The organism is Scytonema hofmannii PCC 7110, from assembly GCF_000346485.2.
Taxonomy (GTDB): domain Bacteria; phylum Cyanobacteriota; class Cyanobacteriia; order Cyanobacteriales; family Nostocaceae; genus Scytonema; species Scytonema hofmannii.
Window position 1 is genome coordinate 8756813 of the sequence record NZ_KQ976354.1, and the last position, 20002, is coordinate 8776814.

General features: G+C 40.6%; 22 protein-coding genes. 9 read left to right on the top strand and 13 right to left on the bottom strand.

Going from position 1 to position 20002, the window contains the following annotated elements; all coding sequences use genetic code 11:
* Positions 1 to 44: 44 nt before the first annotated feature.
* Entirely contained in the window at positions 45 to 791 is a 747-nt protein-coding gene (locus WA1_RS37060) for a hypothetical protein (RefSeq protein ID WP_017746810.1), read from the bottom strand.
* Between the two features lie 637 nt (positions 792 to 1428).
* On the bottom strand, positions 1429 to 2388 hold the full coding sequence (locus WA1_RS37065) for a glycosyltransferase family 9 protein (protein WP_017746811.1): 960 nt from the start codon (positions 2386 to 2388) through the stop codon (positions 1429 to 1431).
* Between the two features lie 169 nt (positions 2389 to 2557).
* Here WA1_RS37065 and ispD point away from each other — a divergent pair, with 169 nt between their 5' ends.
* The 3 genes from ispD (at position 2558) to WA1_RS37080 (ending at position 4370) form a co-directional block, all read left to right on the top strand.
* Positions 2558 to 3247, top strand: coding sequence for a 2-C-methyl-D-erythritol 4-phosphate cytidylyltransferase (ispD, locus tag WA1_RS37070; protein ID WP_081403016.1), 690 nt, complete (start codon positions 2558 to 2560; stop codon positions 3245 to 3247).
* A 146-nt stretch (positions 3248 to 3393) separates the two neighbouring features.
* Positions 3394 to 3942 carry an SMC-Scp complex subunit ScpB gene (gene scpB / locus WA1_RS37075; RefSeq protein ID WP_017746813.1) on the top strand — a complete coding sequence of 183 codons (549 nt, stop codon included), beginning with the start codon at positions 3394 to 3396 and terminating at the stop codon, positions 3940 to 3942.
* Between the two features lie 80 nt (positions 3943 to 4022).
* Positions 4023 to 4370, top strand: coding sequence for a DUF760 domain-containing protein (locus WA1_RS37080; protein WP_017746814.1), 348 nt, complete (start codon positions 4023 to 4025; stop codon positions 4368 to 4370).
* Positions 4371 to 4413: 43 nt separating this feature from the next.
* On the opposite strand, the gene WA1_RS37085 is transcribed toward WA1_RS37080, so the two are convergent.
* The gene (locus tag WA1_RS37085; RefSeq protein WP_026135042.1) at positions 4414 to 5616 is read right to left on the bottom strand and encodes an HhoA/HhoB/HtrA family serine endopeptidase; all 1203 of its coding nucleotides are present in this window, start codon (positions 5614 to 5616) and stop codon (positions 4414 to 4416) included.
* A gap of 131 nt (positions 5617 to 5747) precedes the next feature.
* Between WA1_RS37085 and WA1_RS37090 the strand changes: the two genes are divergently transcribed.
* Positions 5748 to 6626: a LysM peptidoglycan-binding domain-containing M23 family metallopeptidase gene (locus WA1_RS37090; protein WP_017746816.1), complete on the top strand. Its 879-nt coding sequence runs from the start codon at positions 5748 to 5750 to the stop codon at positions 6624 to 6626.
* Between the two features lie 33 nt (positions 6627 to 6659).
* On the opposite strand, the gene WA1_RS37095 is transcribed toward WA1_RS37090, so the two are convergent.
* The 4 genes from WA1_RS37095 to WA1_RS37110 form a co-directional block, all read right to left on the bottom strand.
* Positions 6660 to 6977, bottom strand: a complete 318-nt coding sequence (locus WA1_RS37095; RefSeq protein ID WP_017746817.1) for a type II toxin-antitoxin system HicB family antitoxin — start codon at positions 6975 to 6977, stop codon at positions 6660 to 6662.
* Entirely contained in the window at positions 6964 to 7989 is a 1026-nt protein-coding gene (locus WA1_RS37100) for a cysteine hydrolase family protein (protein WP_017746818.1), read from the bottom strand. The genes WA1_RS37095 and WA1_RS37100 overlap by 14 nt, the downstream gene beginning before the upstream one ends.
* Before the next feature lie 61 nt (positions 7990 to 8050).
* Positions 8051 to 8269: a DUF4926 domain-containing protein gene (locus WA1_RS37105; RefSeq protein WP_017746819.1), complete on the bottom strand. Its 219-nt coding sequence runs from the start codon at positions 8267 to 8269 to the stop codon at positions 8051 to 8053.
* A gap of 15 nt (positions 8270 to 8284) precedes the next feature.
* Positions 8285 to 8617, bottom strand: coding sequence for a DUF6883 domain-containing protein (locus WA1_RS37110; RefSeq protein ID WP_017746820.1), 333 nt, complete (start codon positions 8615 to 8617; stop codon positions 8285 to 8287).
* Positions 8618 to 8809: 192 nt separating this feature from the next.
* On the opposite strand from WA1_RS37110, the gene ispG reads away from it, so the two are divergent.
* Both ispG and ctpC read left to right on the top strand, forming a co-directional pair.
* The gene (ispG, locus tag WA1_RS37115) at positions 8810 to 10036 is read left to right on the top strand and encodes a (E)-4-hydroxy-3-methylbut-2-enyl-diphosphate synthase (protein WP_017746821.1); all 1227 of its coding nucleotides are present in this window, start codon (positions 8810 to 8812) and stop codon (positions 10034 to 10036) included.
* A gap of 157 nt (positions 10037 to 10193) precedes the next feature.
* Positions 10194 to 11477, top strand: coding sequence for a carboxyl-terminal processing protease CtpC (gene ctpC, locus WA1_RS37120; RefSeq protein WP_017746822.1), 1284 nt, complete (start codon positions 10194 to 10196; stop codon positions 11475 to 11477).
* A gap of 172 nt (positions 11478 to 11649) precedes the next feature.
* Here the strand turns inward: ctpC and WA1_RS37125 are convergent, their stop codons facing one another.
* The 6 genes from WA1_RS37125 to WA1_RS37150 all read right to left on the bottom strand — a co-directional run bounded on the left by WA1_RS37125 (position 11650) and on the right by WA1_RS37150 (position 16341).
* On the bottom strand, positions 11650 to 11841 hold the full coding sequence (locus tag WA1_RS37125) for a DDE transposase family protein (protein ID WP_017746823.1): 192 nt from the start codon (positions 11839 to 11841) through the stop codon (positions 11650 to 11652).
* Between the two features lie 5 nt (positions 11842 to 11846).
* Entirely contained in the window at positions 11847 to 13850 is a 2004-nt protein-coding gene (locus WA1_RS37130; protein WP_017746824.1) for an ATP-binding protein, read from the bottom strand.
* An 82-nt stretch (positions 13851 to 13932) separates the two neighbouring features.
* Positions 13933 to 14172 (bottom strand): hypothetical protein, encoded by a 240-nt coding sequence (locus WA1_RS37135; protein WP_017746825.1) that lies wholly within the window; start codon positions 14170 to 14172, stop codon positions 13933 to 13935.
* The gene (locus tag WA1_RS37140; protein ID WP_017746826.1) at positions 14169 to 15296 is read right to left on the bottom strand and encodes a helix-turn-helix domain-containing protein; all 1128 of its coding nucleotides are present in this window, start codon (positions 15294 to 15296) and stop codon (positions 14169 to 14171) included. Before WA1_RS37140 ends, WA1_RS37135 begins: the two co-directional genes overlap by 4 nt.
* 167 nt (positions 15297 to 15463) lie before the next feature.
* Positions 15464 to 15931, bottom strand: coding sequence for a response regulator (locus WA1_RS37145; protein ID WP_017746827.1), 468 nt, complete (start codon positions 15929 to 15931; stop codon positions 15464 to 15466).
* A gap of 83 nt (positions 15932 to 16014) precedes the next feature.
* The gene (locus WA1_RS37150) at positions 16015 to 16341 is read right to left on the bottom strand and encodes a hypothetical protein (protein ID WP_017746828.1); all 327 of its coding nucleotides are present in this window, start codon (positions 16339 to 16341) and stop codon (positions 16015 to 16017) included.
* Positions 16342 to 16820: 479 nt separating this feature from the next.
* On the opposite strand from WA1_RS37150, the gene WA1_RS37155 reads away from it, so the two are divergent.
* The 3 genes from WA1_RS37155 (at position 16821) to WA1_RS37165 (ending at position 19999) form a co-directional block, all read left to right on the top strand.
* Complete coding sequence (locus WA1_RS37155; protein ID WP_066613144.1) at positions 16821 to 17036, top strand: response regulator; 216 nt, start codon at positions 16821 to 16823, stop codon at positions 17034 to 17036.
* Positions 17037 to 17203: 167 nt separating this feature from the next.
* Positions 17204 to 18826 (top strand): IS1634 family transposase, encoded by a 1623-nt coding sequence (locus WA1_RS37160; RefSeq protein WP_017750193.1) that lies wholly within the window; start codon positions 17204 to 17206, stop codon positions 18824 to 18826.
* Between the two features lie 243 nt (positions 18827 to 19069).
* Positions 19070 to 19999, top strand: a complete 930-nt coding sequence (locus WA1_RS37165) for a winged helix-turn-helix domain-containing protein (RefSeq protein ID WP_066613146.1) — start codon at positions 19070 to 19072, stop codon at positions 19997 to 19999.
* Positions 20000 to 20002: the final 3 nt, after the last annotated feature.

Here is a 20002-nt window from a genome sequence, read left to right on the forward strand (position 1 = left end):
CAGTGACCACTGGTTACTAACCACTAACCACTAACCGCTAAATACTAACAACTAACAATTAAAGTCAGTGCTTTATGAAAAGCATATTCAACAGCTTTAGATTGACTGGGTAATGCTGATGGCCAAATACGATAATCGTTAGACTCTAGAATTAAGTTTGCCATATCATCGATTTTTATCCTTTTTAATACCTCGTATTGAGCCAATTCAAAATCTCGGAGAGTACCACCTCGTGCTAAGATTTTTTTTGCGGCTTCAATAAAACCATTTAAAACGGCTTTCATGTATTCCGTACCTGTATGTTCTGCAAAAACTGATGATAACTTGAAAGCCTTCTGCTCTTCTAAGAGAAGATCGGCGATCGCTTTGCCTTCGCGAGTCTTCCACTTTTTAGGTAATTGTACCTCCAAATAATCGTCTTGAAGGGACTGATATTTGAGATACTCGTCAATATCAATAGTTTCTTGAACCAGTTTTTGTCCTGTCAAGAGTTGTAACAGAGGGATTGCACTTGTACTAATAGAGGAATCTAGAATGACTTTTTCTTCACCTTCCAAACATTGATAGACAAGATAAGTCCAAAGTCCCGATTGAGAAAAATTAGCTTTAGCGGCTTGATAGAAAGTTGTTGTGCCATCCTCCTCACACTCGAAACATACATTTTTTACATCTTGGGTATTTTCTTCTAAATGTATGAGTCTTCTAAAAATACCAGTGATATGTGATGGTTGGCTCTCTACTTGGATGTAACGCTTACCACTGCTGATGTAGCTATGTAACCAAATCGCCATTTGTTTTTCCTTTGAATATTTTCGTCACATTCTGTTGCGATGCACCAGTCCGACAGCAAGAGGGAAGTTTAGGAACACACAAATGTAGCGCACTAAATTTATCTAATAAATAGATCGCACTTAAAATTGATGGCAAGAAGTGTTTGCCAAGAAGCCGAGAATCCTCAATGTTGCTGTACTGAATTCAGTATTCTTTGTTTTAACGTAAATTTTTAGTCAGAATTAATTCATTTCGTTACAAAACCTCAGATTTCCTATTATATCGATCGTGTTTGAGCAGTTATTAGACTGTTGATTGATGACTCAGAGTTGCCATCAGTTATTAAGCTGTAAAATAGGGTGCAGCAAAATTTACAGCTAATACTCATTTGGAGAAGCCGGGATAAATGTTTTCTAGATTACATATATTAATAGCTACTCTACATAAATTTATCGAAAATTTTTAGCTTAAGCCAGCTTTCAGCAAAAATTTTTTTCTCCAAAAGCTTAATATATACAGGTTTCGTACCATTTTGTTAGATAAGACAATAAAATCCGCCTTTAGTTAGAGCGGATTTGAGATAGCAAAAATACTAGGCGATTTAAGTCGCAGCGATATAAGACAAAGTCCTTTCCTGCGCGAATGGGTAGCTGAGTTTCAACCGCCCCAAATTTTCTCTAAGACAACCTTGGGTGAAATATCCTCCATTTTCCCAGTCGGAGATTTTATGGCAAGGAATTTTTCGCTCTGAGGCAGTAGCTTAGAAGGATCTGTTGAACCAAATAGAGCAACAGTATAAGTCTGAACAGCCACACTCAAATGCATTGGCACACTATCAGTACACAGCATTAAATTTGACCCGGCAATCATAGCTGCTAGCTTGCCGATGTCATCGGGTGAACTGACTTTAATGTCAGGCGCGGACTGTTTAAGACTGCGTACAAACTGTTCATCTTCCGGTTCTCGGATAACAACCACGGGCATATTGGGTTGTTTTTGCTGGAAATCTTGAATAATTTGCTGCCAGTTTTTAACAGGGTAGATTTTATCAAAACCTTTGACTTGGGATAATTCGCTTGCACCCCCGTGAATTAAAACGTAGCCAGTTTCCTTGACTCCGAGCCGTTGTTGTTCTGCATTAGCCCAATCAATATCTTGTTTTGGGACATTGACTGACAATTCCGGGCATGGAGATTTAATGTTTAAAACTTGTAACAAATCGTGGTACACACAAGCGGCATACTGCCCTGTGTTCAGAGCCACTGGATTGGTGAGAAAAGCAGAGCCTTTGCCACGATAACCAACACGGGTTGGAATTCCAGTCAACCAGAGCAAAAGACCAACTAACCAGCTTTGCCCAAGAGCAATAGCTACATCGTATTCGCGATCGCGAATCGTGCCAACCAAGTTACCCCAATCTGCCAGACTGTTACGATCTTTGAAATCAAAAGCCAGTACATCATTAACTGACTTACTGACTCGGTAAGCAGTCTTTGACCGAGGTTCCACGACGACATCTATTTTAGCTTTCGGTAAATTCCGCTTTAGATCGTCTAAAGTCGGAAAGAAAAGAAGTTGATCGCCAATTCCGCCAGGGACAAGGGCTACTATTCGCATAATATATTTTGACGCTCATTCGCTCCTTATTTTAGGGGAATATAGGGATGAAAGATTGGGAATTGGGCAATGGGCAATGGGCAATGGGCAATGGGCAATTGCGTATTGAATAGCTTGTAAAATGTCCCATGCCCCATGCCCCATGCCCATATTAAAATTGAGGAATCTTGTGCATTTACTAATTCCATCTGCGGGTTCGGGAAAAAGAATGGGGAGTAACCGTAATAAACTCCTTCTGATGGTACAGTCGCGTCCTATCATTGCTTGGACTCTCCTAGCGGCTGAGGCTGCAAATCAAATTGAATGGATGGGAATTATCTCCCAGCCCAATGATTGGCAAGACTTTAAAAGGATTATTGCCAGTTTAGATCTCACTAAGCCTGTGGAACTGATTCAAGGAGGTTCTACCCGTCAAGAATCGGTTCACAATGGGTTGCTGGCGTTACCAAGATCTGCAAAACAAGTTTTGATTCATGATGGAGCTAGATGTCTTGTGACACCAGACTTACTTAATAGGTGTGCTGAAGCTATTCGCCATTGCCCTGGTTTGATTGCTGCTATACCAGTTAAGGATACCATTAAGGTGGTCGCAACGAATGGTATAATCCAAAGCACTCCTAACCGAGAGCAACTGTGGGCAGCACAAACTCCCCAAGGTTTTGATGTTAGTTTATTAAAACAGTGTCATGCTGAAGGTGTGCGTCAGGGTTGGGAAGTCACTGACGATGCCGCATTGTTTGAGAGATGTGGCATTGAAGTACGGATCGTCCAAGGAGAAGAAACCAATTTGAAACTGACAACCCCACAGGATTTGGCAATTGCGGAATTCATTCTTAAAACTAGGCTGATTGAGAGATGAAGTAGGTTATAACAATAATTTGGACACGATACTTCGGGTTTAGTGAAAAAGTCTTGACTTGTGCTAGATATTATGGTAGTTTCCCAAACACTTGTTGTTTGTCATTTGTCATTTGTCCTTTGTCCTTTGTCATTTGTAGATGACTAATGAATGCAGCGACGAAAATAGAAGCAATTCTCTATTTAAAAGGTAAGCCCCTGTCTATCAGCGAACTTGCCGAGTATGCCGCCTGCGATCGCGCTACAGTAGAGGAAGGCATAATCGATCTTATTGACGAATATGCCAGACGAGATAGCGCTTTAGAAATCGTAGAAACTCCAGATGGTTATAGCTTGCAACTGCGATCTGATTTTCACGATTTAGTACAAACTCTCATTCCAGTAGAATTGGGAGTAGGGGCATTGCGGACTTTGGCGGCAATTGCCTTAAACAGCCCAATGCTTCAAAGTGACTTGATAAATTTGCGCGGTTCAGGCGCATATCAACAAGTTCAAGAACTGGTTGAACTCGGTTTTGTGAAAAAACGCCGAGACAGCGAGTCGCGATCGTTCTCCTTGCAAGTGACTTCAAAATTTCACCAGTATTTTCAAATTGAGCAACTTCCCCAACCATTCTTTAACGATCAAAAGCAAAGACAACTAGAGCTAGAACTGCAAGCAGAACCTGAAATTAATGGAGTTCTATCCTCAGAATGAATGGTAGTACTCCTGACAGAGGGCTGTCCTTTCTAGTATGGTTTAGAGTAGAATAAGCAACTCAGCTAAAAAATTTGCCAATGGTGTTTGATCCAAACTTTTTGAATGACTACCCTGAGGAACACCCCAGCCAACTTCTGAATGAGGGCTTAGAGGATAATCCCAATAAGTTGCTCAAGTATTTGCAGCATCAGCCGCCTGAAGTTTTAGCACGCGTCGCCCAGTCGGTCAGTCCTGAAATTAAACAAATTATTTCGCAGAACGTCCAAGGGCTCGTTGGGATGTTACCATCCGAAAATTTCAACGTGCAAATCACAACAGACAGGGATAATCTGGCTGGACTTTTGGCATCTGCCATGATGACTGGGTATTTCCTCCGTCAAATGGAACAGAGGATGCAGTTAGATCATTTATCAAATGGTCATTAGTCAGTGACCAGTGACCAGTGACCAGTGACCAGTAACAGTCCCGCTAACGGGGATAAGTACCCAATTGTATTTTCAGAATTTGATTCTTCCCGTTACGGTTAACTTCTATTTCTAGAGTGTCGCCGACAGCACTGGATTCTACCTGTCTCTGTAATTGAGCAGCAGTTTTGACTGATTTACCGCCGATCTTTTGAATCATATCCCCAGGACGGAGTCCCCCCCGTTGTGCCGGAGAGTTTTCTACAACGCCCTTAATCGCCACGCCAAAGTTTTGTTTAATGCTCAAGTTGTACTCTTGATTGAGCTGCTGTTGTTTAGTGGGAGTTAAATCCACCATTTCAATTCCCAAGAAGGGGTGTTGCACGCGTCCTTTGGTGAAAAGTTCATTCGCAATGCGGGCAGCCGTTTCGATAGGAATGGCAAAACCTAATCCTTGTGCATCGGCGCGAATAGCAGTATTTACACCGATGACTTCTCCTTGAGCATTTAGTAAAGGACCACCTGAATTACCTGGGTTAATCGCCGCATCAGTTTGGATGAAGCTCACTCGCTTATCAGGTACACCAACTTGAGCGCTGGTACGCTCTGTGGCGCTAATAATGCCGATGGTAACCGTATTATCTAACCCTAGAGGATTGCCAATTGCGATCGCCCATTGCCCTGGTATTAAATTTTGTGAATGACCTAATGTCACTGTTGGTAGCTCGTTGGCTGAAATTTTGACAACAGCCACATCTGTCACGCCATCAACTCCAATCACCTTACCTTCATAAGTTCGACCGTCCTTGAGAGTCACTTGTACGGTATCTGTGTCTGCTACTACATGAGCATTTGTGAGAATTCGTCCGTTTTTGCTCAAAATAAATCCAGACCCCGTACCCCGTTCTATTCGCTGGCTGGGGAATGGTTGTTCTTCCTCTCCAAAAAATCGCCGCAGGAGAGGATTTTTTAAGGCGTTTGAGATGGGATTGGCTACTTTGCGGGTTGCATTAATTCGCACCACTGCGGGTCCCGTTCTTTGAACAGCAGATGCAATAAAATTCACGTTATCACCATTCGGAACCCCAACTTGCCCTCCAACGGGATTTGAAACTGCGGTTTCTGAGGGCATAGAAACTGTTACATTTCTTAACTCACGAAATAAGCGATTTTGTGACGGGAGGTATAGACTACCTAGTAAGCCTGCACAGCCGCCAATACATAGTAGGGATAAATAAAGAGTCAGTTGCTTTAAGGATAATTTCATAAATGATTAGGGAATAGGGAATAGGGAATAGGGAATGGGGAATGGTTGTGGGCAAATGACAAATGACAAACAACAACCTTTCATCCACTTTTGCCGTCTAAAATCTAGAATTGAGTCCCTCCTTTATATACATGACTTTTCCTTATCGTCTACTGTTTCTCAGTACAATAATCGCTAATATTTTTGGGGTAGTGTATACGTATTCAAACTCCTCCGCCGCACAAACACCTGGGACAGGTTGCCAAACCCCAGCATTAGAACGCTTTAGACGTCACCCTGTGGCTGCAGGTGAAACTTTGGCAAGTATAGCTCAACGCTACAATCTCACCCCAACAACTATTATTGCCATGAATCCAGCCTTGCAAAACAGCAAGTTGACTGTTGGAAGTGAAATTCAAATTCCTCCCTATAACGGAATTGTAGTTGAAGTCCCTCGCGGACAAACTTGGCGACAAATCGCAGCAAGGTATAAGATTCGTCCGGATGCGCTTTTTGAAGTGAATGGTTGTCAGAAAAATCCTAGAGTTGTGTTTGTCCCGTCTAGGCGATCGCCCGGTTCTGTCATAACGGATACTCCAAATTCCCCTCTAACTCCGATTAAATTAGTCGGTTACCCACTACCAGAAACTACAAAAGTGTTAGTCTCTTATGGTTGGCAAACGAATCCTACCAACGGTGAAGTGTTTTTTCACAGTGGTATAGATTTGTTAGCAGAAAAAGGAACTCCCGTACAAGCCATTGGTGATGGGACTGTTGCTTTTGCCAAAGAACAAGGTACTTATGGTAATTTGGTTATTATTAATCACGGTGGTGGTTTGCAAAGCCGCTATGCCCATCTTGAGAGCATCAAGGTTTCTGCAGGTCAACCCGTGAAAAAAGGAGATTTAGTGGGGACTGTAGGTACAACCGGAACACCTACAATTAACCAATCCCACCTTCATTTTGAAGTGCGTTCCAGTTCTTCCTTGGGTTGGACTGCTCAAGATCCACGTGGGTATTTACAAAGGTAATACGATTTTGGATTGCCTCTCATTATTTATGCTCTATTTTCTATGAGACTTCCATATAAAAAAGTCTCCAACAATCTCTTGTGGTACGGGCGTCTCGCCCGCCCTCGCTTGCTGACGGGCGAGACGCCCGTACCACAAGATGGAATAATTTATTTCTTGGAAATTCGGTTCTTCCGTTTCACCAGCTGAAGTACAACCAGGTAGCTCTGGACACCAAGCAGCCCAATCGCTTGTTTCTGGATCTTGTTCAAGAATGACTCGCCATTTGATCTCAAAAACCTCTGAGTGGTGGAACAAAATCCCCGACTTCACAGAAGTTGTCGGGAATCTTATCAAATTAAAAAATAGCATCAGTTGATTTAATCAGATACATACCAGCAGCAGCAAATCGTTCAAATGCTGCGTCGGCGGCTTCTGTATAATCTACTACATTAGGAACAACAACAGGGGAAGTACAATCTTCTAGCAAATAAACTTTTTTCGCTAAATTAGGATCTATCTGCTGGATTTCTGTTAATAAATCCGCAATTGTCCAAGCAACACAATGACTTTTAGCTTGTCCGGCAATAATCACAGCATCAAATTTTAACAATTGCTGAACTAAACGAGTATTTTTTTGAGCAATGGGACGTTTATCAAAACTGTCTAAAACTTCTGGGCTTAAGACCGAATAATTTTCTGTTAAAGGATTATTACCTTTTAGTTCAAACTGAGTTTGACTGTTACGAGCAATACAGTGGAAAAAGATTGCTTCTTCTACAGCAGAAACTAAAGCATGACCGATACCACCTAACATGGAGTGATAAGACCAAACTGTCAGTGGATATTTACCACCTTGGCTTAACTGTTGAACGTAGTGGTAGGCGTGTTTTTCAAGAAATTCATATTCGTATCCAAGGCTGTAAGCAACTCCAGGGTTGACTTTCCAAACTCCTTTTTCTATATCCACTGGAGTGATATTAGTAGCAGTGGGAATGGGATGTTCTCCTGCTTGATTAACCCAGAAAATAGGATGGAAAATTTGCATTGCTGTGTGAGTATCCATTGTAGGTGCAATTGTGGTGATCGCACTTAAGTTGCGATAAATAAACTCACACAAACGGATATTATCATCAATAGCTCCTTTACCAGATTTGCCACCTACAAATAATTCAAACTCAGGAAGGCAAAATGTATTTTGTACATCTATTAAGAGTAGGCAAATTCGAGTTGTGTCTTCATAAATTGGTTGGATATTATGTTTTTTTGCCCAATCTCTTGCTTCTTCCGCACGTTGTTGGTAGGGGACTCGCCAGACTTCACCAACTTTTTGGGGGTTAAAGTGAGGGGGAATTGGTAGTTGGGTTGATATTGAGGTGTTCATGATTCAATCGGAAATTTTACCCAGCAAGGTTTTAAAAAGCTAGCAATCTCTCGTTGTAATACTATGCAACTTTGATGGGTTCATAATGTAAAACCATCAAATGTTCAGCTTTTAGAGTTAGCATTGCGTAGGTACGTCCTGAGTTATCACTAAATTCCACCTCAAAAACATTCGGTGCTAACAATTCCACTACAGTACCTACTTGACCTCGATATACACCTTCTTCAGGTACATCCTTTATTAAAGCTACAACATCAAGCATTTTCATCTCATTATTCATAGTTCCGTTACCTTTCTAAAGAACATAGCAAGTTGTAAGTCTAGGAAAGTCTTCTTCATGACGTATAATCCAAGCACTGCGAACTACTGCTTGTTTATCTGCTTTAGTAATTGTAAAGTCTATTATGTAAGACTGACCATATTCATTTTGTTTAGTAGGCGTAGCGTCATAGGTTTGGACAGCAACAAGCAAAATATTTTTTAATTCTTCAGAATCTTCAGCAGTCAGATTTAGAGCAGACTCAAAAACATGTGCTTTATGCTTTCCCTGTGAATGTTTAGGACTTAAACAATAATCCTGTAGTTTTTTGAGATCTACAACCGCTCGTTGAGAGTTAAGAATTTTCACGAATTTCGATTGTCATAACTGATTAATATTGTTGATTATGTTGAGGCAAAAATGCAAGCAGTTGCAGTTCGCCATCAATTTCTAGCTTTTTTCTCCAACTTTATGACCAAATTTGCCCCTCCTGTGGCAATCTGAGAAGCAGAGTCTTTTGAAATTTGATATTCCCGCTACAAAAATCCCTTCTATTAAGTTATGCAAACTCTGCCAATACTTACAGATTCCAACACACTCAACAGTCAACCAACCTTTGACACCACGATCAAACGGCGCAAAACCCGTCCTGTAAAAGTTGGCAATGTCACCATTGGAGGTGGCTACCCAGTTGTCGTGCAGTCAATGATTAACGAAGATACCTTAGATATAGATGGTTCTGTGGCAGCAATTCGTCGCCTGCATGAAATTGGCTGTGAAATCGTGCGCGTTACCGTCCCTAGTATGGCTCATGCTAAAGCGCTAGCTGATATTAAACAAAAGTTAATCAAAACATACCAAGATGTACCGATAATCGCTGACGTACATCACAATGGGATGAAGATTGCCTTGGAAGTTGCCCAACATATAGAGAAGGTACGGATTAATCCAGGGTTGTATGTTTTTGAAAAGCCAAACCCCAAGAGAACTGAGTACACTCCCACAGAATTTGACGAAATTGGCGAAAAAATTCGTGAAACTCTAGCACCACTGGTGATTTCTCTACGAGATCAAGGCAAAGCCATGCGAATTGGGGTAAATCATGGTTCTTTGGCTGAAAGGATGCTGTTTACCTATGGCGATACTCCAGAAGGTATGGTGCAATCAGCCATAGAATTTATTCGCATTTGTGAATCTTTAGACTTTCATCACATAGTCATTTCCATGAAAGCATCACGCGTGCCTGTGATGGTAGCAGCTTATCGCCTCATGGCAAAGCGGATGGATGAACTAGATATGGATTATCCCCTCCATTTAGGTGTAACGGAAGCAGGGGATGGAGAATACGGGCGCATCAAATCTACAGCTGGTATTGCGACACTTTTAACTGATGGTATTGGCGATACGATTCGCGTATCCTTAACGGAAGCACCAGAAAAAGAAATTCCTGTCTGCTATAGTATTTTACAAGCTTTGGGATTGCGGAAGACAATGGTGGAGTACGTCGCTTGTCCTTCTTGCGGGCGTACATTGTTTAACTTGGAAGAAGTTCTCCATCAAGTGCGGGAAGCAACCAAACATCTAACCGGGTTAGACATAGCCGTTATGGGCTGTATTGTCAATGGCCCTGGAGAAATGGCTGATGCTGACTATGGTTATGTGGGTAAAACACCTGGTTATATTTCTCTCTATAGAGGGAGAGAAGAAATCAAAAAAGTTCCTGAAGATAAAGGAGTAGAAGAATTGATTGACTTAATTAAGGCTGATGGACGCTGGGTAGATCCTTAAAGTTTTCAACAAGTTTTGTACCGGCGACAGCCTCGGTCGCCGGATTGCAAAGGATTTTTCTGAAATAAGCAATTATGTTCACTCTGTACAGAGGAACCCTGTGTTAGATTGAGCATACTGAAATATACAAAATTTTCCGTCTGGCGCAGCTGTCATTATGGTGATTACAAGAAGTGGGCTTGTTTTGGGAGCTACGGCGGTGACATTAGCTACAATTGCAGTCACTAGCCTCGGCATTCACTCGCAGGGACAGGCTTTATTTAAAGAAAGTCCAAAGGAATTAGTAGATGAAGTTTGGCAAATCATTCAACGCCAATATGTAGACGGTACTTTCAATCAGGTAGATTGGCAGGCTGTTCGTAAGGAGTACTTAAACAAGTCATATACCAATAAGCAAGAAGCTTACAAGTCCATCCGGGAAATGCTGAAAAGGCTGGATGACCCGTATACCCGGTTTATGGACCCAGAGGAATTCAAAAATATGCAGGTGGATACTTCTGGAGAACTGACAGGTATTGGTATCCAAATTGGTATGGATGAAAAAACCAAAAAACTGACTGTCATTGCTCCAATCGAAGATACGCCAGCAGCTAAAGCGGGGATCTTGGCAAAAGATATCATTACCAAAATAAACGGAAAAAGCACAGAAGGTATGGATACTAACGAAGCAGTATCCTTGATCCGAGGTGAACCAGGAACAGCAGTTAGCTTGACAGTTCTCCGCAACAATCAGTCAAAAGATTTTAAAATTACACGGGCAAAAATTGAAATTCATCCCGTAGAAGCGACTACAAAACAAACTCGGGTAGGTAATGTTGGTTACATCCGGCTGAAGCAGTTCAGCGCCAACGCCTCTAAGGAAATGCAACTGGCAATTAGGACTTTAGAAAACAAACAAGTTGCTGGGTATATTCTAGATTTACGAAATAATCCTGGTGGATTGCTTTTCTCAAGTGTAGAAATTGCTCGAATGTGGTTGAATAACGGTACAATCGTCTCCACTAAGGATCGCTATGCAGAAGTAGAACGAGAAACCGCTAATGGACGTGCTTTAACTACCAAACCATTGGTGATTTTGGTAGACAAAGGTTCAGCCAGTGCTAGTGAAATTCTTTCAGGCGCTTTACAAGATAACAAGCGTGCTGTACTAGTTGGTAGTCAAACCTTTGGTAAAGGCTTGGTACAATCTGTTCGTCCTCTGGATGATGGTTCGGGAATCGCTGTCACAATCGCTAAGTATTTTACCCCCAGTGGTAAGGATATTAATAAATCGGGTATTCACCCAGATGTGGTTGTAGATTTAAATGATAAACAACGACAGGATTTGTGGCTTGGCGAACGTGAAAAAGTAGGAACTCTACAAGACCCTCAGTTTGCTAAAGCAGTGGAAGTGTTAGGTAAAGAAATTGCTCAAAAAGGTAATCCTAGAGCAGGAACATAAATTGTCAACTACCTCTAGCTTGAAAAAGGGAGTAGGGAGTGGGGAGTAGGGAGTGGGGGAAGAGGGGTTTTCATGTTTGGTTGTGGGATTTTCCCGTGATTAGCTTTCATGAAATAAAAAATATCCCCAAAATTTCTTGTGGTGCGGGCGTCCTCGCCCGCAATTAATAATCTTAAACAGGTTGACATTTCCCCGATCTAATCAGACCTACACGACGAGCGATCGCTTCTCCTTGAGATTCAAACGGTCCCCATTTTTCAAGAATTTCTAAATTGTTTTCTTCATTGGCTTGGCTACTGGGGATTATTTCACAATTGCCAACATTACGCTTGACTATATACCAAGTTTGTGGATCTTGACTCATTGCCCCTATTCCTTTTTGCTAGCTAAAGGTAGCTTAATGGTAAAAGTAGCACCCTGTCCAAGACCGGGACTAGTAACTTCTATTGTTCCATTGTGAGCTTCTATTAAGTGACGGGCGATCGCCAACCCTAACCCCAAGCCATCTCTGGTGCGATCGCCGTTAGCTTGTTGATAACGCTCGAATACGCAAGGGAGAAAATCCGCACTAATGCCGCAACCCGTATCGCTGACCGTAATTTGAGCAAAACTATCAACCTGCTCCAACCGCACTTCAATTCTGCCTCCCTCTGGCGTAAATTTAATAGAATTAGAGAGTAAATTGCCCAAAACTTGCTGTAAGCGCTTGGGATCGCCTGAAATAGTCTCCATGGAATTGTCAAGTATAGATTCTATGCATAAACTTTTATCGTAGGCGAGGGGATAAGCAGTTTCAAGCGCTGCTTGAATGACATCCACCAAATTGACTTCACTTACTTGAAGTTTCAACTGCCCTTGGATAATACGTGTGATATCCTGCAAATCTTCAAGCAACTTTTCTTGAAACCTAGCACTTTGCTCAATAGATTCCAAACCACGAGCAAATCCTGCTTCATCCAACTTAAGACGCTGTAGTAAATGAGTCCAACCTAGGACAGCATTTAAGGGAGTTCGTAAGTCATGCGTTACCATTGCTACAAACTCATCTTTGGCACGGTTAGCTGACTCAGCCTGTTCAAGAAGTGTAGCTTGCTGGATAGCAATTCCAACCTGAGTTGCCAATTGCTTGAGTAAATCTATTTCTATTTGATGCCATTGTCGGGGGGCTGCACAGTGATGGGCAATGAGCAACCCCCATAATTGCTCCTTTTGAAGCACGGGAACAACTAAGTTAGCTCTAACTTGAAACCGAGACAGTAACTCAACATGACACGGGTCAATTCCTGCGTTGTAGATATCCGTTTTTGCAACCACAAGTCCCAATCGATAGGGATCGACCCAACTGTCCCGAAAACAAGGATCGAAAATGTTAGTTAATAGAATCGGAGACCAGTCGGGGCTGACAGATTCCATAACCACAGTGCCACTTCCGTCAGGTTCTAGGCGAAAAAGGAGCACGCGATCGGTTTGAAGGAACTGCCGCACTTCATCTACAGTTGTCTTGAAAATTTCTTCAAGCTTGAGAGATTGGCGAATGTGTTGGGCAATCTTGGTGACGAGTTGTTCCCTTAACAACTGCTGTTTCAGCGTAACTTCTGCCCGTTTGTGCCTGGTAATATCGAGTGCTGTACCTAAAATCTGCTGCACCGAACCATCAGAGTTTCTTTTAAATACAGTTTCTTGACTGCAAAACCAACGCCATTCACCATTGGCGTGTCGCATCCGATACTCAAATTCTACAATCTTACCATCCTCAACTAAGTCAAAACGTTGGAAGTGTTCGGGGAGTCGAACCAAATCCTCAGGATGCATCAACTCCTCAAGCACACCCGAACCCATATCTTGAATTTGTTGGGGTGTGTAACCAATAACTTCAGTCGTCCGTCGATTAATGTAGACATTGTGCAGTTCTAGAATGTCATGAACGTATAAAATACCAGGAGTTGTATTAGTAATCTCTTGAAGCAACTTCTGACTTTCCTGCATCCGGGAATATTCCATAGCATGATTCAAGGCAAACAGTAAATCGCTCGCAGTCATTTGCTCCTTTACCAAATAATCCCGCACACCCTTTTTCATGGCCTGCATAACAACGGATTCATATCCCCGTTCAGCAAGCACAATCGCAGGCGGAAAATTTCCTTGTGTCTGTTGTTGCAGTTGCGCCAGAAATCCCAGCCCATCCATGTCAGGCAACACATAGTTGAGCAGGATGCTATCGGGTTTGAATTGCTGACATAACATCAATCCTCCTTTTCCTGATTCTTCTTCCAAAATCGTGTAGCGGTACTCATGGTCTTGGAGCAAATAGCGGCGATAAACCTCCCTATCTTCCGCACAGTCGTCAATAATTAGAACGGTTCGTTGTTCCATAGTGGCACTCTTTGCTACTTTCTCACCTAATTCCGCAAATGGAACGCTGTTATAATTATTAACATAGAGTACTATTTAAGAATCAGGCATTAGGATTAGTTTCCTTGCCAATCCATTCCCGAAACTTTCTTAATGTCAAACTTCTACCGATAATTTTGCTTTCTTCAACAAACTGAGGAATGACTTCAAAAATTGGCAAATTAGGAAAAATTGGGCTGATTTTAGACTCTACGTATTTCCCATCCCGCAAGATATTTATTTGTAGCTTGCCATCTTCATATCGCCATAGTTCAGGGACGCCCAGTGCTTCGTATGCGTTCAACTAAGTTTTAGAATCATGTGGTTTTTGGAGTCAAAACTAATTTTTCCTTCTCGTTGTAACTTGCTTATCATTCGTGTAATTGTAACTCTGGTAGTGCAACAGGCGCTAGCAAGGTCTTCATGAGTCAGACGAAAACTTAGGCGAGTTCCCTGAGCAACTGGAGTACCTAATTCCTGTTGAAGAAAATGTAATAAATAGTACAAGCGTTCTTGCACGCGTCGGTGTCCAGAAATAGCTAAAAGAGATTCTGTCTGCTGTAACCGCTGATTGATTTTGGATGAAAGGATATGGTTCAGAGTCGGGTTCGCTTCTATTTCTGTCAAGTTAATATTATTTAACTTGACATCTGACATAGCTGTTGCAGTGTAGATGTGCAGTTTGGTCATCCGAGAGCCAAAAACCATTCCTGACGTTAGCAATCCTACCAGTACTTCTCCAGCTGTTTCACAAAGCGTAGTTAGCTTCACCAAACCCTGACAAACATACCAAATTTCTTGGTTTGTAAGGGGGATAGTTTCTCCCTTAGAATATTGATGCTGAAGGCGATTTTGACTAAGGTCGCACTTATTGTTGATGAGCGTTAATTGGGCAGGATTGCGCTCTTTAATGTCGTGTACCAACCAGCGTAACGCTATTGGTTTACCCTGCTGATTGTAGACAACTCCCACCCTACAAGCGCCATCAAACAACTCGCCATTGCGCTTTTTAAAGCGCAGGGCTAACTCTGTTACCTTATCGGAATTGGATAGCTGTGTGAGTAAGCTGCGAAAGCTCTGACGCTCTTGTAGTGCCACATAATTATTTATTGGTTTGCCCACTAGATACTGTGGCAAGGCGTTGAGCAACTTAACAGTAGCACTGTTGGCTTCTTGAATTATGCCGATAGTATCAGTCAGTAAGTAAGCATCGGGCATAAACTCAAATAAATCCCGGTAGCGTTGACGTTCTAGTTCTACCAGATTGCGTGTATATATGAGTTCCTCATTCTGCTGGTACAGTTCTTCTGTAGCTAACTGTAATATTTGTGATGCGTTACCAAGTTCCACAAAAGTTTGCGGTAGCACATCTGGTATTAAAGGTTCGGCGTTTACACTTTGATACAAATCCGTTAAACGCCGATACATTTTCTGTGTCCGGTGAACAAATTTGTCTATTTTTACCTTATTTATGTCCATCTTAAGGTTAAATCCTGTTACCTGGTTGTATTGATATTGGTTGTATGGTTGCTAATTATTAGGGGCAATGGATTTGGGATAATACCTATGTTGTTTCGAGGGGCAGATTCTATCGTTTATTGATTTGACTTCAACTGTTCGTCCAGTAATTTTGCCACAACTGCAACTAGCTCCTCAGAGTCAAATGGCTTAATAATCAACATCTGAAACCCGGCATTGAAAGCTAGGCTACGATTTTCTGGAAACACACAACCTGTAATAGCAACGGCGGGAAGAAACCCACCAACCTCTGCTTCTTTGATTCTAATAGAGCGAATTAGCGAATAGCCATCCTTGTTTGGCATACTGATATCGCTGATTAGAATGTCTGGTTTCCACTCTTCTATCACTTCAATAGCTTCATCGACTGAACTTGCCGTGTTCACCTGAGCCTGGTACTGTTTAAAAATAATCTCCAGAAAATTCAGGTTATTTGCATCATCATCTACCACAAGTACACGCAAGCCATCAAAGACAGGAGAGGGAGAATTACTTTGTGGTATTTGGTAATTTTTAGGATGCGAGTTACAAAAACTATTTTGCATATTAATTTTTACCTCATAGTTGGTGATTGCAATTACTGGGATGGCATTTTAGCGCTTGAAAAACTTTGCCTATTGCTACTCACTCACCAAGCCCTATAGATAGCAAGGAGTAATTCAAGTAGAACATCCTCGGTAGGTTTATCGCTTGCCAACAACTTTTTAGCTAATTCTATCGCCTCATTAATAGTTAGCTGCTTTAAATTGAGTGCAGTGCATAATTCTTGATTTGAATAACTCAACTCTTGCTTTATCTCTTGCAGTTCGTAATTTTTGTTACGCATTTCTAGCTTCCAGCCCTCTATTTGTTCCAGTAAAAACTCTACTGTCTCCTCAAGATCCTCAATTTTATCGGCGTCAATACCTCTCCATACTTGAAGAGCGCTCTCGGCATTACGTATTTGGTCAGGCATATTGAATCTCTAATTTCTAGTTCTTTGACTATGCTTAAAACTTTCAATCTTGTTAACAGTAAAAGCTCTAGGCTTACTCAGAAAATAGCCCTGTATCAGGGGATGGAGGTTTGAGAAGAAAGAATTTTTTAACATTTTTTTCGTGCCACTTGCGGGACGGGATTTTAAACTCATGACTCATCATCCAGTCGTACAGATTACAGATGTGCTGAATTCTGAAAGGAGGCAGAGCGAAGCCGATTTCGCTCGTAAGTTCAGAGTTCTTCTACAAATATAAAAAAATTAAGTGAAGATTTTGTGAATGAGTCAGTAGATAATATTAAGAAGGCGCTTAAAAAAGCGGCGCTCTTTCTGAAGTCAACTGCAATCAAACTGCGAGTCATGTAACAGACTTGACTCTTCAGTCTGGTTAATTATCTTCCTTTAGATAGGTGTTTCAACGAACGTGACGTGCATATCACAACGCTCGATAGTTATTTATGAAAATTCTGCTAGTCGAGGATGATGAAGGGACTGCTGAAGTGTTGAAAAATATTCTTATATATCGCCATTATGTAGTCGATTTGGCGATGGATGGTCAGACTGGAATGTCCCTAGTTGAAGCGTTTACTTATGACTTGATTTTATTAGATCCCACATTCCGCACTTCAAAATGTAGTACAGAGAGTCACATAATTCTTCTCAGATGCAGGTAAATAAAAATACACGAATTTTTTCAGTAGTTCGGCATTGAGTTGGCATGAAGAAATAAAGCAAAAGCAAAGTAGAAAATTGATTTCCAGCTTTTGATAAAACTAAATATACATTGATTAATTTCAAATGGGACAATCAGAAAAACTCAAAAATCTTTGATAGGTAAAAAATGTTCCCAATCTCAGATGCGAAAATTAAGAATATCGACCACTTAGGAATAGTAGCTGGGCTGATTGACGAAATAGGAATAGTTGAAATAATAAATTCTAAATTAGGAATAGACACCCGAGAGAAGATTTCAGCGGGAATATTGGTGAAAGCAATTTTAATCAATGGATTAGGATTTGTATCAAGACCTTTATATTTATTTAGCCAGTTTTTTGAAGATAAAGGAATCGAAATATTATTGGGTTCAGAGGTAAAAAAAGATTATATGAATGACGATAAACTGGGAAGAGTCATGGATAAATTATATAAATATGGATTGAATAATCTGTTTATAGAAATTGGATTATCAGTGATTAAAAAATTTCAGATAAATACAAAATATTCACATCTGGATGCGACATCATTTCATCTACATGGAGAATATAAAAGTGGAGAAAATCAGGAAAAAGAAGAAGTAAGCAGAGAAAGACCAATAATTGTAACCAAAGGATATTCTCGTGACCATAGACCAGATTTGAAACAATGTATTTTAGATTTAATTACGAGTAGTGATGGAGATATACCATTATTAATGAGAGCGGGAGATGGTAATGAAGCGGATAAAGCCGTATTTGGAAAAATTTTAGTAGAGTTTAAAAAGCAAATAGATTTTGAAAGTATTATGGTCTGCGATAGCGCATTATATAGTCAAGAAAATCTCCAATTAATTGAACATCTAAAATGGATAAGTAGAGTACCGATGACAATTAAAAAAGCACAGGGATTAGTGAAGTTTGTAGAAATAGAAGAGATAAGTCCAGAAGAAAGAGATAAAAGAGCAGCCCTAAACTTAGAAGGATATAAATGGAAAGAAGAAATAGTAAATTATGGTGGAATTAAACAAATATGGCTAATAGTAGAAAGTCAAAACAGAAAAATTAGTGATTTAGAAAAGCTAGAGAAAAAGCTAAAAAAAGAAAAAGAAAAAGTTGAAAAGCAGTTGAAAGCATTCAAAAAAGAAGATTTTGAAACACCGGAGCAAGCCAGATACAGACTAAAAGCCATTAATAAGAAATTGAAACTATTTGAAATTAAAGATGTTCAAATTTTTGAAAGTCAATCAAAAGAGAATCAGACTATTTATAAAATATCAGGAGTCATTCATGAAAAAATAGAAGAGATAGAAATCCAAAGAAAAGAAGCAGGAAGGTTTATTTTAGCAACTAATTTAGTAGACGAGAATAAGTTAGAGCCAGAAGAAATTCTGAGAAATTATAAAAATCAACAATCATGTGAACGAGGATTTAGATTTCTGAAAGACCCATTATTTTTTGTTGATAGTTTTTTTGTAGAAAATCCTGAAAGAATAGAGACGATGTTATTTTTAATGTCTCTGTGTTTATTAGTTTATAATCTCGGTCAAAGGCAACTAAGAAACAGCTTAAAAAGAGTCAAGATGGGAATCAAAAATCAATTAGGAAAATTAACTTTTAGTCCTACATTAAGGTGGGTATTTCAATGTTTTCAAGGAATTCATATTTTAATTTTAAACGGTGTTAGTCAAATAGTTAATTTAACAGAAGAGCGTCATTTTATTTTGAATAATCTGCCATCATCTTGTCAAAAATATTATTTGCTTTCTTAATTTAAGCAGTATATGGAGAGTGAATAAAAATTTCTCAGTTTCCGAGGAAATCATAATTATTCCTCCAATTTTTAGTGCTTAAATAACCTGTTTTATCAGTTAAATATTTGATAATTGATAATTTTTCTTTATGCCACGGATTGGTTCAATATTCTTTTCTTAATTATCCTAATTGTTTGACTTTTACGTTGATTGTAGTTTTTTTGTACTTCAATTTGAAGTGCGGAATGTGGGTTAGATGTTATGTTGCCAAAGCTGGATGGTCTAAAGTTTTGCAGACAGCTACGCGATCGCGGGGATAGCATCCCAGTTATGCTGTTGACAGCTTTGGACAGTAGCACTAGCAAAGTCATTGGATTAGATGCAGGAGCTGATGATTATGTTGTCAAACCTTTTGATACCAATGAGTTATTGGCTCGGATACGTGCTCTGATACGTCGAGGAACTCCAGTTCTCTCCTCAGTCATACAGGCGGGAAATATCAGGCTTGACTCCAGTAGCTGTAGGGTGACTTGCGATGGACAACTTTTGCATTTGACTGCTAAGGAATATGCTATACTAGAACTGCTTTTGCGTAATAGCCACCGGATATTTAGCCAAAAATACCTGCTCGATTATCTCTGGGCAGCTGAAGAGATCCGTTTCGAGAATACTGTTAGAGCACATATCAAGGGTTTACGGCAGAAACTTAAGAAAGCTGAGGCGGATGGATTGATTGAAACAGTTTACGGACTAGGGTATCGGTTCAAATTAGGAGAAGATGAAGTTAAGAATCAGGCAACGGCAACGGTTCACTCCCAAACTGTAGCAGACGATCCTCAGCCAGAAATCTCGTCGGCATTGGCTGCCATTTGGCAGCGATTTAAACCCAAGTACAGCGCTCATGTCACGATCTTAGAACAAGCTATTACGAACCTGGTTGCGGGTACGCTAACTGAAGAACAGGGGCAACAAGCACAGCAAGAAGCGCACCTGCTGATTGGATCGCTTGCGAGCTTTGGTTTTGCTAAAGCCTCGCGTTTGTGCCGCGAGATTGAACAAATTTTTCGGGCTGGAATCAAAGACAGTCTAGCTCAAGTTGAACGACTTTCTCAACTTGTTGTAGCGTTGCGGCAAGAACTGGAACAAGCAGCTGCTATGGAACCACCTGCTCAGAAAAAGCGTTTATTCTGATGC

Bases quoted from the DNA above. Each gene is read 5' to 3' on its own strand.
- WA1_RS37105 (WP_017746819.1), bottom strand. From the start codon at position 8,269: ATGAATAATGAGATGAAAATGCTTGATGTTGTAGCTTTAATAAAGGAT.
- WA1_RS37065 (WP_017746811.1), bottom strand. From the start codon at position 2,388: ATGCGAATAGTAGCCCTTGTCCCTGGCGGAATTGGCGATCAACTTCTT.
- ispG (WP_017746821.1), top strand. From the start codon at position 8,810: ATGCAAACTCTGCCAATACTTACAGATTCCAACACACTCAACAGTCAA.
- WA1_RS37080 (WP_017746814.1), top strand. From the start codon at position 4,023: ATGGTGTTTGATCCAAACTTTTTGAATGACTACCCTGAGGAACACCCC.
- scpB (WP_017746813.1), top strand. From the start codon at position 3,394: ATGAATGCAGCGACGAAAATAGAAGCAATTCTCTATTTAAAAGGTAAG.
- WA1_RS37145 (WP_017746827.1), bottom strand. From the start codon at position 15,931: ATGCAAAATAGTTTTTGTAACTCGCATCCTAAAAATTACCAAATACCA.
- WA1_RS37155 (WP_066613144.1), top strand. From the start codon at position 16,821: ATGAAAATTCTGCTAGTCGAGGATGATGAAGGGACTGCTGAAGTGTTG.
- WA1_RS37085 (WP_026135042.1), bottom strand. From the start codon at position 5,616: ATGAAATTATCCTTAAAGCAACTGACTCTTTATTTATCCCTACTATGT.
- WA1_RS37095 (WP_017746817.1), bottom strand. From the start codon at position 6,977: ATGCTATTTTTTAATTTGATAAGATTCCCGACAACTTCTGTGAAGTCG.
- WA1_RS37140 (WP_017746826.1), bottom strand. From the start codon at position 15,296: ATGTATCGGCGTTTAACGGATTTGTATCAAAGTGTAAACGCCGAACCT.
- WA1_RS37100 (WP_017746818.1), bottom strand. From the start codon at position 7,989: ATGAACACCTCAATATCAACCCAACTACCAATTCCCCCTCACTTTAAC.
- ctpC (WP_017746822.1), top strand. From the start codon at position 10,194: ATGGTGATTACAAGAAGTGGGCTTGTTTTGGGAGCTACGGCGGTGACA.
- WA1_RS37165 (WP_066613146.1), top strand. From the start codon at position 19,070: ATGTTGCCAAAGCTGGATGGTCTAAAGTTTTGCAGACAGCTACGCGAT.
- WA1_RS37160 (WP_017750193.1), top strand. From the start codon at position 17,204: ATGTTCCCAATCTCAGATGCGAAAATTAAGAATATCGACCACTTAGGA.
- WA1_RS37090 (WP_017746816.1), top strand. From the start codon at position 5,748: ATGACTTTTCCTTATCGTCTACTGTTTCTCAGTACAATAATCGCTAAT.
- WA1_RS37130 (WP_017746824.1), bottom strand. From the start codon at position 13,850: ATGGAACAACGAACCGTTCTAATTATTGACGACTGTGCGGAAGATAGG.
- WA1_RS37125 (WP_017746823.1), bottom strand. From the start codon at position 11,841: ATGAGTCAAGATCCACAAACTTGGTATATAGTCAAGCGTAATGTTGGC.
- WA1_RS37150 (WP_017746828.1), bottom strand. From the start codon at position 16,341: ATGCCTGACCAAATACGTAATGCCGAGAGCGCTCTTCAAGTATGGAGA.
- WA1_RS37060 (WP_017746810.1), bottom strand. From the start codon at position 791: ATGGCGATTTGGTTACATAGCTACATCAGCAGTGGTAAGCGTTACATC.